Origin of the sequence: Mesorhizobium sp. M0778 (genome assembly GCF_040320105.1) — a bacterium.
Lineage (GTDB): Bacteria > Pseudomonadota > Alphaproteobacteria > Rhizobiales > Rhizobiaceae > Mesorhizobium.
Map to the genome: position 1 here is coordinate 286801 of NZ_JAMYPA010000005.1, position 13295 is coordinate 300095.

At 62.7% G+C, this 13295-nt stretch carries 9 protein-coding genes and 1 pseudogene; 6 read left to right on the top strand and 4 right to left on the bottom strand.

Going from position 1 to position 13295, the window contains the following annotated elements; all coding sequences use genetic code 11:
• The first annotated feature begins 94 nt into the window (after positions 1 to 94).
• The 3 genes from NKI22_RS10180 (at position 95) to NKI22_RS10190 (ending at position 3984) form a co-directional block, all read left to right on the top strand.
• Positions 95 to 2599 carry a heavy metal translocating P-type ATPase gene (locus tag NKI22_RS10180; protein WP_352590767.1) on the top strand — a complete coding sequence of 835 codons (2505 nt, stop codon included), beginning with the start codon at positions 95 to 97 and terminating at the stop codon, positions 2597 to 2599.
• A gap of 43 nt (positions 2600 to 2642) precedes the next feature.
• Positions 2643 to 3029 (top strand): CopM family metallochaperone, encoded by a 387-nt coding sequence (gene copM / locus NKI22_RS10185; protein ID WP_352483313.1) that lies wholly within the window; start codon positions 2643 to 2645, stop codon positions 3027 to 3029.
• A 109-nt stretch (positions 3030 to 3138) separates the two neighbouring features.
• On the top strand, positions 3139 to 3984 hold the full coding sequence (locus NKI22_RS10190; protein WP_023717917.1) for an aldo/keto reductase: 846 nt from the start codon (positions 3139 to 3141) through the stop codon (positions 3982 to 3984).
• Between the two features lie 223 nt (positions 3985 to 4207).
• On the opposite strand, the gene mutS is transcribed toward NKI22_RS10190, so the two are convergent.
• On the bottom strand, positions 4208 to 6856 hold the full coding sequence (mutS, locus tag NKI22_RS10195) for a DNA mismatch repair protein MutS (protein WP_352958408.1): 2649 nt from the start codon (positions 6854 to 6856) through the stop codon (positions 4208 to 4210).
• Positions 6857 to 7059: 203 nt separating this feature from the next.
• On the opposite strand from mutS, the gene NKI22_RS10200 reads away from it, so the two are divergent.
• Positions 7060 to 9339 (top strand): NADP-dependent malic enzyme, encoded by a 2280-nt coding sequence (locus NKI22_RS10200; RefSeq protein ID WP_023717919.1) that lies wholly within the window; start codon positions 7060 to 7062, stop codon positions 9337 to 9339.
• A 202-nt stretch (positions 9340 to 9541) separates the two neighbouring features.
• Here NKI22_RS10200 and NKI22_RS10205 read toward each other — a convergent pair whose 3' ends face one another.
• Together NKI22_RS10205 and NKI22_RS10210 are read right to left on the bottom strand one after the other, a co-directional pair.
• Positions 9542 to 10360, bottom strand: a complete 819-nt coding sequence (locus tag NKI22_RS10205) for a hypothetical protein (protein ID WP_352815832.1) — start codon at positions 10358 to 10360, stop codon at positions 9542 to 9544.
• The gene (locus NKI22_RS10210) at positions 10357 to 11313 is read right to left on the bottom strand and encodes a TIR domain-containing protein (RefSeq protein WP_352815834.1); all 957 of its coding nucleotides are present in this window, start codon (positions 11311 to 11313) and stop codon (positions 10357 to 10359) included. Before NKI22_RS10210 ends, NKI22_RS10205 begins: the two co-directional genes overlap by 4 nt.
• A gap of 523 nt (positions 11314 to 11836) precedes the next feature.
• On the opposite strand from NKI22_RS10210, the pseudogene NKI22_RS10215 reads away from it, so the two are divergent.
• Together NKI22_RS10215 and NKI22_RS10220 are read left to right on the top strand one after the other, a co-directional pair.
• Positions 11837 to 12043, top strand: a pseudogene (locus NKI22_RS10215) (PAS domain-containing protein); the annotation flags it as partial.
• Between the two features lie 311 nt (positions 12044 to 12354).
• Positions 12355 to 12783, top strand: a complete 429-nt coding sequence (locus NKI22_RS10220) for a GGDEF domain-containing protein (protein WP_352815844.1) — start codon at positions 12355 to 12357, stop codon at positions 12781 to 12783.
• A 192-nt stretch (positions 12784 to 12975) separates the two neighbouring features.
• Here NKI22_RS10220 and NKI22_RS10225 read toward each other — a convergent pair.
• Positions 12976 to 13295, bottom strand: a 320-nt coding sequence (locus tag NKI22_RS10225) for a transposase (protein WP_352958404.1), incomplete at its 5' end; no start/stop codon positions are given.

Sequence of the window (13295 nt, forward strand, 5' to 3'; positions counted from 1 at the left end):
GGCCTGGCCGCGAAAAATCGAAAATCGGCCCTTGACCTTCCAGTTACTGGAAGCACTACCTCCGCTGCAACATCGAAATACAGGGGCTTTCGGCATGACGCATTCCGACCACGATCATCACAGCCATGGCAGCTGCTGCTCGGCAAAGAGCGCCTCGCCTGCCGCGGACGCCGTCGTCCGGGATCCGGTCTGCGGCATGACCGTCGATCCGGCCGCCGGCAAGCCGACCGCCGGGCATGACGGCCATCGCTATCATTTCTGCAGCGAAAGCTGCCGTTCGAAATTCGTCGCCGAACCTGAAAAATATCTGACCGCAACCGATCCCGTCTGCGGCATGAGCGTCGATCGCGCCACGGCCAAGCACTTTTTGCGCCACGAGGGCCAAGGCTTCTATTTCTGCTCCGCCGGCTGCAAGGCGAAGTTCGAGGCCGAGCCGGCAAAATATCTCGGCGACAAGCCGGCGCCGCAGGCGATGCCCAAGGGCACGCAATACACCTGCCCGATGCATCCCGAAATCATCCGCGACAAGCCCGGCTCCTGCCCGATCTGCGGCATGGCGCTGGAGCCGATGGGCGTGCCGACCGGCGACGAGGGGCCTAACCCCGAACTGGTCGATTTCACCAGGCGCTTCTGGGTGAGCGCGGTGCTGTCCGTGCCGTTGCTGGTCATCGCCATGGCACCGATGCTCGGCCTGACATTCCAGGCCTTCATCGACGACCGCGCGAAGGTCTGGCTGGAGCTGGCGCTGGCGAGCCCCGTGGTGCTGTGGGCGGCATTCCCGTTCTTCCACCGCGGCTGGGATTCGATCCTCAATCGCAGCCCCAATATGTGGACGCTGATTTCGCTCGGCGTCGGTGCCGCCTATCTCTACAGTGTCGTCGCCACACTGTTTCCAGGCCTCTTTCCGCACCAGTTCCGCGGCCATGACGGCACCGTGCCGGTCTATTTCGAGGCGGCGGCGGTAATCGTCGCGCTGGTGTTCCTCGGCCAGGTGCTGGAATTGCGTGCCCGCGAGAAAACCGGCTCGGCGATCCGTGCGCTGCTCGACCTGGCGCCGAAGACGGCGCGGCTGATCGGCGCGGACGGTTCCGAAAACGACGTGCCGCTCGATATTGTCAAGGCCGGCGACCGCCTGCGCATCCGCCCAGGTGACGCTGTACCGGTCGACGGCATTGTGCTTGAAGGGCGCTCTTCCGTCGACGAATCGATGATCACGGGCGAGCCGCTGCCGGTCGAAAAGACCGAAGGCGACAACCTCACCGGCGGCACGCTCAACAAGAATGGCTCACTGATCATGCGCGCCGAAAAGATCGGCGCCGAGACGACACTGGCGCGCATCGTCGAACTGGTCGCCAAGGCGCAGCGGTCGCGCGCGCCGATCCAGGGGTTGGCCGACCGCGTCTCGTTCTACTTCGTCCCGGCCGTTGTTCTCGTTGCGATCATTGCGTTTGTAGCCTGGGCGATCGTCGGACCGGAACCCAGCCTGGTGTTTGCCATCGTCTCGGCGGTCTCGGTTCTGATCATCGCCTGTCCGTGTGCACTCGGCCTTGCGACGCCAATGTCGATCATGACCGCCACCGGGCGCGGCGCGCATGCCGGCGTGCTGATCAAGGAAGCGGCGGCGCTCGAGCGCTTTGCCTCGGTCGATACGCTGATCGTCGACAAGACGGGAACGCTGACCGAAGGCCGGCCGCGACTGACCGACGTCGTTGCCGTCGAAGGCATGGCGCAAGACGAGTTGCTGGCGCTCGCCGCCGGGCTGGAAAAAGGCTCGGAGCATCCGCTGGCCGAGGCGATCGTTGACGGCGCCCGCGGACGCGGGGTGAAGGTCCCCGACGCGAGCGGTTTCGAGGCTGTCACCGGCAAGGGTGTTTCCGGCACGGTTTCGGGACAGAAGGTGGCGCTTGGCAATGCCGCGATGATGGCCGATCTCGGCATCGATACGGCTTCGGTCCTGGCCAGTGCCGAGGCGCTGCAGTCCGACGGCAAGACCGCGATGTTCGTCGCTGTCGCAAGCAAGCTCGCCGGCCTCGTCGCCGTCGCCGACCCGATCAAGGCGACCACCGCCGAGGCGATCAAGGCGCTGCATGACAGCGGGCTGAAGATCGTCATGGCGACCGGCGACAATGAGCGCACCGCCAAGGCCATCGCCGCCAAGCTCGGCATCGACGCGGTGCATGCCGGGCTTTTGCCCGAACAGAAGAACGCGCTGGTCGAGGAGTTGCGCGCCGGCGGTGCCGGCGTCGCCATGGCCGGCGATGGCGTCAACGATGCGCCGGCACTTGCCGCCGCCGATGTCGGCATCGCCATGGGCACCGGCGCCGATGTTGCGGTCGAAAGTGCGGGGATTACGCTGGTCAAGGGCGATCTCAACGGTATCGTCAGGGCCAGGACGCTGGCCCGCGCGACGATCCGCAACATCCGCCAGAACCTGTTTTTCGCTTTTCTCTACAATGTGCTTGGCGTGCCGGTGGCTGCCGGCGTGCTTTATCCGCTCACCGGCACGCTGTTGTCGCCGATGATTGCGGCGGCGGCGATGAGCCTGTCTTCGGTTTCGGTCATCGCCAACGCATTGCGGCTCAGGACATTGAAACTCTGAGTAAAACTTCCAGATACACCCTGTTCAAAAAAGGAGACGATGAATGACCTTGGCCAAGAAGATCGTGCTGCTGATGATGGCGGCGGGAATGCTGCTTGCTGTTTTCCTCGAAAGCGTTCCTGCACAAGCCGAGGAGATGAAGCACGACATGGGCGGCATGGGCGCGCAGAGCCCCTCGACCGAGGGCTACAAGGCGGCGATGGACAAGATGCATACCGACATGATGGCGATCGAATATTCCGGCAATGCCGATGTCGATTTCGCCCGCGGCATGATCCCGCATCACCAGGCTGCCATCGACATGGCCAAGGTCGAGCTCGCCAATGGCAAGGATCCGGAAATCCGCAAGCTGGCCGAAGCGGTGATCGCCGCGCAGCAAGCCGAGATCAAGCAGATGCAGGACTGGCTCGCCGCCCATCCGGTGAAGTAGGCGTCACGCTGTCGGGGAATCCAGGCGAGAGGCTTCACCTGGATTTCTGCTTCACCTGGATTTCCCTTGGCGGCTATGGTGCTATCCGGGCCTCGGACTGGAGCCTGCCATGCCATCGACGATACGAACGACCACCCTGCCCTGCGGCGAAGCCGTGCCGGTGCTCGGCCAGGGCACCTGGAAGATGGGCGAAGACGGCCGCCGCCGTACCGACGAGGCCAATGCCCTGAAGCTCGGGCTGGATCTCGGCATGACGCTGATCGACACCGCCGAAATGTATGCCAGCGGCGGTGCCGAGGAGGTGGTGGCGGAGGCCATCGCTGGTCGCCGCGACGAGGTTTTCCTGGTCTCCAAGGTGCTGCCGTCCAATGCCTCGCGCGCCGGCGTGAAACGGGCCTGCGAGAACAGCCTGAGGCATCTCGCCACCGACCGCATCGATCTTTATCTGCTGCATTGGCCGGGCAGCGTGCCCTTGACGGAAACGGTCGAGGCATTCGAAGCGTTGAAGGCAGCCGGCAAGATCCGCCATTGGGGCGTCAGCAATTTCGATACCGGCGAGATGGAAGAGCTGGTCCGATTGCCGGCCGGCGGCAACGTCCAGACCAATCAGGTGCTCTACAATCTGTCGCAGCGCGGCGTCGAGTTCGACCTCGCCCCGTGGAGCCGGCAACGCGGTATGCCGCTGATGGCCTATTCGCCGGTCGATCAGGGGGTATTGGCGCGCAATGCCAGGTTAGATGCCATCGCCGCTCGCCACGGTGCGACGCCGGCGCAGATCGCGCTTGCCTGGGTGATGGCGCAGGACGGGGTGATCGCGATTCCCAAAGCTAGCCGCCCGGAGCATATCCGGCAGAATGTCGCGGCGTTGGACATCGAGCTCACGAGCGAAGATTTCGCCGAAATTGACCGCGCCTTCCCACCGCCGAGGCGGAAGTCGGGCCTGGCGATGATTTGAGGGGGTGGGGCGGAAGGCAAGCCAAAGCAGCGTTCCGTCACACCCCCCTCTGTCCTGCCGGACATCTCCCCCTCAAGGGGGGAGATTGGATCTCGCATCGGCTTTCGCCAACTTCGAACGTCGAAGGAAAAAGCGCTGTCAGCGAAACTGCCAATCTCCCCCCTTGAGGGGGAGATGTCCGGCAGGACAGAGGAGGGCGCCGTAGAGCGCTATCGGACGAGCACTACTTCCCCACCATCCCCTTCAGCCGGTACAGCGCTTCCAGCGCCTCGCGTGGCGTCATCTCGTCGGGATTGATCTCCGCTAGCGCTTCACCCAGCCCATCACTCCTGGCCGGCTTCGACGCTTCCCGCTTCGCCGCCACGGAAAACAGCGGCAGGTCGTCGACCAGACGGTTGGCCTTGCCCGAGACCTCGCCGGCTTCAAGCTGGTGCAGCACTTCTTTGGCCCGGCCGACGACGGCTTCCGGCAAGCCGGCAAGCCGCGCTACCTGGACGCCGTAGGAACGGTCGGCGGCACCCTTGCCGACCTCGTGCAGGAAGACCACGTCGCCCTCCCATTCCTTGACCCGCATGGTGACGTTGGAGAGCCGCGGCAGTTTTCCGGCGAGCGCCGTCATCTCGTGGAAATGCGTGGCGAAGATCGCCCGGCAGCGGTTCTTCTCGTGCAAATATTCGACCGCCGCCCAGGCGATCGAGAGGCCGTCGAAAGTGGCGGTGCCGCGGCCGATCTCGTCGAGGATGACCAGTGCGCGTTCGCCGGCCTGGTTGAGGATCGCCGCTGTCTCGACCATCTCGACCATGAAGGTCGAGCGGCCGCGCGCCAGATCGTCGGAGGCGCCGACCCGCGAAAACAGCCGGTCGACGACGCCGATATGGGCTGATGCCGCCGGCACGAAGGAGCCGGTCTGGGCAAGGATGGCGATCAGCGCGTTTTGCCTGAGAAAGGTCGACTTGCCGCCCATATTGGGGCCGGTCAGCAGCCAGATCGCGCCGGCCTTGGCATCGCCTTGCGGCGACAGATCGCAATCATTGGCGACGAACGGGCCTTCGCCGGAACGCCGCAGTGCCTGTTCGACCACCGGATGGCGTCCGCCCGAAATCTCGAAGGCAAGGCTCGCATCGACCAGCGGCCGGCACCAGGCCTCGCTTTCGGAAAGCAAGGCAAGGGCTGCCGAAACGTCGAGCGCGGCGAGCGCTTCGGCGCCGGCGCGGATCCTGTCGGCCTGGCCGACGACTTCCGCCGTCAGCGCCTCGAAAGCGGCAAGCTCGATCGCCAGCGCCCGGTCGGCGGCATTGGCGATCTTCGATTCCAGCTCGGCGAGTTCCGTGGTGGTGAAGCGCATGGCGTTGGCCATGGTCTGGCGGTGGATGAAGCGCGCCTTGGCGCCGTCGCTGCCGGTCATCAGCGCATGGTGGTTGGCGGTGACTTCGATGTAGTATCCCAGCACATTGTTGTGCCTGATCTTCAGCGAGCGGATGCCGGTCTCGTCGATCAGCGAGCGCTCCAGCCCGGCGATCACTTTTCGCGACTCGTCGCGCAGTGCCCGCATCTCATCGAGTTCGGCGTGGTAACCGGAACGGACGAAGCCGCCGTCGCGCTTGAGCAGCGGCAGCTCGTCGCTGAGCGCCTGTGCCAGATGCGTCGCCAGCGCGCCGGGCAGTGCCTTGATGGCCGCTAGCGCCGCCGCCAGTTCGGCGGGCAAGGCGGTTTGCCCGAACAGTCCGGCGATGGCGCCGGCCGCTTCGAAACCGGCGCGCAGCGCGCCGAGATCGCGCGGACCCCCGCGGTTGAGCGCCAGCCTGGACAGCGCGCGCGGCATGTCGGCGACGCTCTTCAGGCTGGCCCGCACCGCCTGGCAGAGGCGCGTCTCGGAGCGGAAGAACGACACCGAATCCAGCCTTGCAGCGATTGCCGCCGGGTCGGTCAGCGGCGCCATCAGCCGGTCAGCGAGCAGCCTTGCGCCGCCACCGGTCACCGTGCGGTCGATCGCCTTGAACAGCGACCCCTCGCGGCTGCCGGACAGCGTGCGCAGCAGCTCCAGATTGGCGCGCGTCGCCGGGTCGATGAACAGTGTCGATCCCTGCTCCTCGCGCTCCGGCCGCGACAGCGGCGGCCGCTCCGCTTTCTGCGTCTTCTCGACATACGCGATGACGCCTGAGATCGCCGACAGCTCGGCGCGCGAAAACGAGCCGAAACTGTCAGGCGTCGCCACCTCGAAGAAGCGGGCGATGCGGCCGGCGGCCGAAGCCGAATCGAACAGCGACGGCGGCTGCGGGCTGGCGACGCGGCCGAGCACGTCGAACACCGGTTTCAGCTCCGGGTCGTAAAACACCGGTTCGGCGACGATCAGCTCGCGCGGATCGACACGGAAGACGTCGGCGAGCAGCCGGTCGGCGGTGGTTTCAGCGACGCGGAAGACACCGGTCGAGATCTCGATCCAGGCCAACGCGAAGGAATGCTCGGCGCCGCCCTTGACCCGTCCCAGCGCCATCAGAAAACTCGATTCCGACGGCGCCAGCAGTTTGTCCTCGGTGATGGTGCCTGGCGTCACCAGCCGCACAACATCGCGGCGCACCACCGATTTGCCGCCGCGCTTCCTGGCCTCGGCTGGATCCTCGATCTGCTCGCAGACGGCGACGCGGAACCCCTGGCCGATCAGCTTCTGCAAATAATCGTCGGGGGCGTGCACCGGCACGCCGCACATCGGGATGTCGAGCCCCTGGTGCTTGCCGCGCTTGGTCAGCACGATGCCGAGCGCCCGGCTTGCCTTCTCGGCATCGTCGAAGAACAGCTCGTAGAAATCGCCCATGCGGTAGAACAGCAGCGAATCCGGGTTCGCCGCCTTGATCTCGATGTACTGCTCCATCATCGGCGTCGCCGGCGCGAAGGCCGGCGTGGCGTTGTCGCTTCGAATGGGCGTCTCGTCGTTCAAAAAGCTGCTTCCAAAATTTTCCAAGCCATGCTTGGCGGTTTACAGCGGCGAAGTGTAGCCTTAATCCCGAACCTTCCACAAAAGAAAGCATGCGCACCCATCTCAAGCGGTGCCGTACGGGCGAGGAAACCAAGAGTACCATGGCCAAGAAAACCGAAAGCAACGGGCCCTCAGTCAGCGCCCAGGAGGCGCTGGAATTCCACGCCATGGGCCGTCCGGGCAAGCTGGAGATCGTCGCCACAAAACCGATGGCGACGCAGCGCGATCTCAGCCTCGCCTATTCGCCGGGCGTCGCGGTGCCGGTTCTCGCCATCGCCGAGGACCCGAGCCGCGCCTTCGACTACACGGTTCGCGGCAACATGGTCGCCGTCATCTCCAACGGCACCGCTATCCTCGGCCTCGGCAATCTCGGCGCGCTGGCCTCGAAGCCGGTGATGGAAGGCAAGGCGGTGCTGTTCAAGCGCTTCGCCGATGTCGATTCCATCGACCTCGAGGTCGACACCGAGGATGCCGACGAATTCATCAACTGCGTGCGCTTTCTCGGCCCCTCCTTCGGCGGCATCAACCTCGAGGACATCAAGGCACCGGAATGCTTCATCATCGAGCAGCGGCTGCGCGAATTGATGGACATACCGGTGTTCCATGACGACCAGCACGGCACCGCCATCATCTCGGCCGCCGGGCTGATTAACGCGCTGGAAATCACCGGCCGCGACATGAAGACCACGAAAATGGTCTGCAATGGCGCCGGTGCTGCTGGCATCGCCTGCATCGAATTGATGAAGGCGATGGGCTTTGCGCCTGAGAATATCATCCTTTGCGACACCAAAGGCGTCGTCTTCCAGGGCCGCACCGAAGGCATGAACCAGTGGAAATCGGCGCATGCCGTCAAAACCGGCGCGCGCTCGCTGGCCGAGGCGCTGGACGGCGCCGACGTGTTCCTCGGCCTCTCGGCCAAGGGCACGCTGACCACCAGGATGGTGCAGTCGATGGCCAAGAACCCGATCATCTTCGCCATGGCCAATCCCGACCCCGAGATCACGCCGGAGGAGGTCGCCGAGATCCGCACCGACGCCATCATGGCGACGGGACGGTCCGACTATCCCAACCAGGTCAACAACGTGCTTGGCTTCCCCTACATTTTCCGCGGCGCGCTCGATGTGCGGGCGACCACCATCAACGACGACATGAAGATCGCCGCCGCCCGGGCGCTGGCGGAGCTGGCGCGCCAGGACGTGCCCGACGACGTCGCCGCCGCCTATCAGGGCAACCGGCCGAAATTCGGCCCCAACTACATCATCCCGGTGCCGTTCGACCCGCGGCTGATCTCGGCGATCCCGATCGCGGTCGCCAAGGCGGCGATGGACTCCGGCGTCGCGCGCAAGCCGATCCTCGATCTCGACCGCTACGCGCAGGAGCTTTCCGCCCGCCGCGACCCGATCGCCTCGACGCTGCAGCGCATCTACGACCGCGTGCGCCGCCAGCCCAAGCGCATCGTCTTTGCCGAGGGCGAGGAGGAGCAGGTGATGCGCGCCGCCGTCTCTTATGTGAACCAGCGGCTCGGCACCGCCATCCTGCTCGGCCGCGACGACATCATCAAGGAAAACGCCCGGAATGCCGGCATCGACCTCGGCAAGCAAGGCATCGAGATCATCAATGCGCGGCTGTCGCGGCGCAACTCCGTCTACACCGATTATCTCTACGAGCGCATGCAGCGCAAAGGCTTCCTGTTCCGCGACTGCCAGCGGCTGATCAACAACGACCGCAACCATTTCGCCGCCTGCATGGTGGCGCTGGGCGATGCCGACGGCATCGTCACCGGCGTTACCCGCAACTATTCGACGGCGCTCGACGACATCCGCCGCGTCATCGACGCAAGGCCCGGCCATTGCGTCATCGGCGTGTCGATCGTGCTCGCGCGGGGTCGCACCGTGCTTGTCGCCGACACCGCCGTGCACGACATGCCGAATGCCGAACAGATCGCCGACATCGCCGAGGAGGCCGCCGGCTTCGCCCGCCGCATGGGCTACGAGCCGAGGCTCGCCATGCTCGCCTATTCCACCTTCGGCCATCCGCAGGGCGAGCGCTCCGAGCGTGTCCAGGAAGCGGTGCGCATTCTCGACAAGCGCCGCGTCGATTTCGAGTATGACGGCGAAATGGCCGCCGACGTGGCGCTGAACGCCCGCGCCATGGCGCAATACCCGTTCATAAGGCTGACCGGTCCGGCCAACGTGCTGATCATGCCGGCGTTCCACTCGGCCTCGATCTCGACCAAGATGCTGCAGGAGCTCGGCGGCTCGACCGTCATCGGCCCGCTGCTGGTCGGCCTGAACAAGCCGGTCCAGATTGTTTCGCTCAACGCCAAGGACTCAGATATCGTCAACATGGCGGCGATCGCGGCGTATAGCGCGGGGGCTTGAGGAAGTGTAATCCGAAGTCGTCCCGTTCTAGACTAGACAGGCGTGGATCAGTTTACCTGTCAGACGGTCTAGACTGGACGTAAAGATTTTCCTTTGCGGAAACGAAAACGGCGTCGGTCGTAACTTGTACTTAAGGAGAGGCTAATCGCCGATGCATAGAAAAGACCATTTCACACTGAAGCAGACATATTAAAATTAGTATTTATATTGCTCCAAATTGTTTTAAGAGTTCTAGTTGTTTTTTCAGCTTCTCGGTGTCCAAACTGGAGTCGAGCGTAACATTTACGTTGAAGATGGCGCGTGGCCCGGCTTGCACCGCCTCACTTGGCGAAGCGGTTGCGCCACTGGTGTTAGCTTCACGGCCTCCATTTGCCGCCTCAACGTCAGCCTCGGTGTTAGCGTTCGTATCGGGTGCCTCGTCTGACTGGCTGTCATCTTGCGACGCGAGGTTATCCCCCGCAGGAGGCATATCGCGGGAGGCCACCGAGATGCCGTTCGATGCGACGTGAGTGACACGGTCACCGTCAATCGAAACTAGGCGAGCAAGCTGCATGCCTGAAATATACAGATCGACACACGTTTCGGTTTCGTCAGGGTGTATTTTCAAATCTGCAGCACGTTGCTTAAGTTTCGATCTTGTTACGGTATCACCGTGAAAAGTGTCAAACAGAGTCTTGAAGATAGTCGGTCTAAGTATTGCCTCTCGATACAGATAGACAAGTTCTTCTTCCGGTGCAGCGGAGATTTTCTTAGCCAAATCGTCGGCCGCGAAATTTGACTTTAAATCTCCCTTTAGAAGGCCGTACTGCTTCAGGGCGGAAATGCGAATCCGCCCCATGCCGCTCTTTGCTCCCACAACCCCAGAAATGATGATGTCGATTGGCTGTGCACTTGTATGAGTCTTGCTGACCAACTTTCGTGCATACCCGAGCGCATCCTGTAGGGTTATTCGGGGAAAGACAGAGCCGCCCTTTCGCCCGCCTTTTGGCATTTGCCTTTTCTTTGTTTCTTCGGCGGTCATAGGTCACCTTTCAATGCAGTGAGTAGGTCCTCAAGGCCTGCCTTATAAGACTTAGAGAAGTCGGCGTACTTTTTATCAGCGATGATCTGAGGAATTGGCGAGCTGTCGAGCTTCAACGGCAAAATATGGACTTTCCGCCTCTGGACCTCACTAACGAGTGCATTGTTCAGTTCCTTCTGAACCCATGCCGAATCGGCAGAGTGGCTACTCATTCCGATTAAGAAAAAGTCAGCTCCAGCGAGGCCTTGAGCGATCTTTTCGGGTATTGAGTCGCCAACCCGTATTCGTTGCTCATCAAGCCACACGTCGATTCCGTTCGCCGTAAGGTCGGCGGCGAGTTGCCGAATGAAAGGCTTGTCGGCCGAACTGTGAGATAAAAACGCAATGCGACGATTGCTATCTTCTCTATGGCGTATCTCTTTCTTATTCTCTGCTTGGTCTACGAGATCCTCGGCGAGCAAATCTGGCTGCAACGCCCCGAGCGATTGGGCCCACTCAATCAATGGATTTAGGTCAGCAGGGATAAATGGCGCGATTCCTGCAATCGTTGCGGCTTTGCGAAGCGCAGCATCCGACTTGTCACCTAACCTCAGAAACTGACGAACTCCGGTCAAAAGAGGGAGTCGGACAAGCGCCTCCTTGACTACAGCTTCTTTTTGTTCTTTCGACCCCTTGTAGGGATAGGGAAGTAACGGCGCATAGCTATTTCCAATACTATCAACCAAGCCGATCTGAATCGCGTTCTTCAAGAGCTTTCCAGCTGTTCGTGGATCAACCCCTGCGAACTGGGCGACTTGACCATTGGATGGCGCCTCCAGCCATGCGACTGCGTCCAAAACAGAGAAAAGTGAGTCGAGCTTCGCTGGTTCAAACCGTTGCGAATTTGCTGATGTCGAACGTTTTTTTGTAGCGGCCTTCTTTGAAAGAGGTCGCCTAGACGCATTGCTCGCCATAGTCTTCTTCCCCGCGCCGCATAAAGTTTGATGTCATGAAATTGCGGCGCCCCAATTTGTACCTTATAGGCATTACTCATAGCGCCGCAATCATCGCGGGTAAGGAGCGCTACTCTTCTCTTGCGATTCGCGACTTATAGTCTTCGGTCATCGTGAAAAGTTGGCGGCGATCGCGCCGTATAGCGCGCGAACTTGAGGAGCCCGTCGGCGGGGCCGGCTGCCGAACTACTCCGGGCTGGCTGCGATGCCGGCCGCTGCGGTTGCCGGCAATTCACCGCAGTTTCATAACATCTTGATAATATCCGACTGTTATACCCGAAGCTGTCGTCGAAATGCCGGCGCGGCATTTTGGACAGGCTGTGGTGGTGGGCCGCCATGGAGTGCGGCTATGAAGCACGATACAGTCCCTGCATCCCCGGTCGGCCAAGGGGCCAACCGCGACGAGCGCCTGGATGCGCTCCTCAGCATTACGGGCCGCATGGACGGGTATCTGTACCGCTGCCGGAACGACGCATCCTACACCATGCTCTATATCAGCGACGGCATTCTCACCGTCAGCGGCTACCCGCCCAGCGACTTCGTTCACAATTCGGTGCGCGACTACGTCTCGGCCATCCATCCCGATGACCTTGCCGCCGTCTATGCCGCCGTCGACGTGGCGCTGGAAGCGCATTGCAACTGGAATGTGGATTATCGCATCGTGCCGTTGGCCGGCGAGCCGCTCTGGGTCCGTGAAATCGGCGGCGGCGTGCTGAACGACGCCGGCGAACTCGAATTCCTGGAAGGTTTCGTGGTCGATATCAGCGATCGCAAGGTCGTCGAGGACCTCAATGCCGAGCTGCTGCTGGAACTCAAGGCCGCCAACGAGGAGCTCTCCGCGCAGAAGCAGGAGATCGAGCTGGCCAAGCAGCAGAGCGACCACTCGGCGAACCACGACCCGCTGACCGACCTGCCGAACCGGCGCGCCTTTCACAACGAGATCAAATTGGTGATCGACCGCTGCGCAGCACCGATGAGGCGGCCGGGCTGCTGTTCATCGACCTGGACAGGTTCAAGGAGGTCAACGACACGCTTGGCCACGAGGCCGGCGACGCGCTGCTGCAGCGTGTCTCGAACCAGCTTCGCACGATCCTGCGCAGCGCCGATTTCGTGGCTCGGCTTGGCGGAGACGAGTTCGCATTCCTGTTTTCAGGAGGGGCGGACCAGGCCCGGCAAAAGGCGGTGCGCGTCGCGGAGCGCATCCTGGAAAAATTGCATATGAAGGTTTCGACGCCGAACGGCGGCATCCAGGTCGGCTGCACCGTCGGCGTCGCGATGTATCCGGCCGAAGCCGCCGATGCGGAAACGCTGATGGCGCTTGCCGACCGGCTGATGTACATCGGCAAAAAGAGCGGCCGCAACCGGCTGGTCACCGCCGATGCGTTGGAGCCGCCCGAAGCAGACCGGCTATTGCCGCGCCGGACGGCCTAGCCTTGACTCGCGCCGTGGCGCGGTAGAAAGGGCGCTTCTCCCTTCTCCCCTTGTGGACCTGTTGCGCAGTCATGAGCAAAAGCTTGCGGCGGCGGGGTTGCGGCGGTTGTTCGCTTGTTTGCGGGGGATTTGACGTCTTGTTTGGGGTTTCAGGCGGTCGTCCGACCCTGTATGGGCGGAACTCAGGCGCACCTATCCCGCGATAGCGGCCCATCGGCGCATGTTGAAGGCGATCGCCGCCATCGTCACCTGGGCGGTCGCCTTGGCCAGCCCGACATAGCGGATCGTGGTCAGCTTCATGCGGCACTTGAGGGTAGCAAAGGTGGTCTCCACCGCCGCCCGGCGTCTGGCGATCAAGCGATTGTAGTGCTTGAGACGCGGCGGCGGCAGCTGCGGATGATGCTTGTTGGGGCGGCGCGCGATGCGCACCTTCTTGCCTTCGGCCTTGAGCCGGGCGCGGCGGGCATGGGTGTCGTAGGCGGCGTCCGCCCAAACCGTCTTCTCGTCGCCGC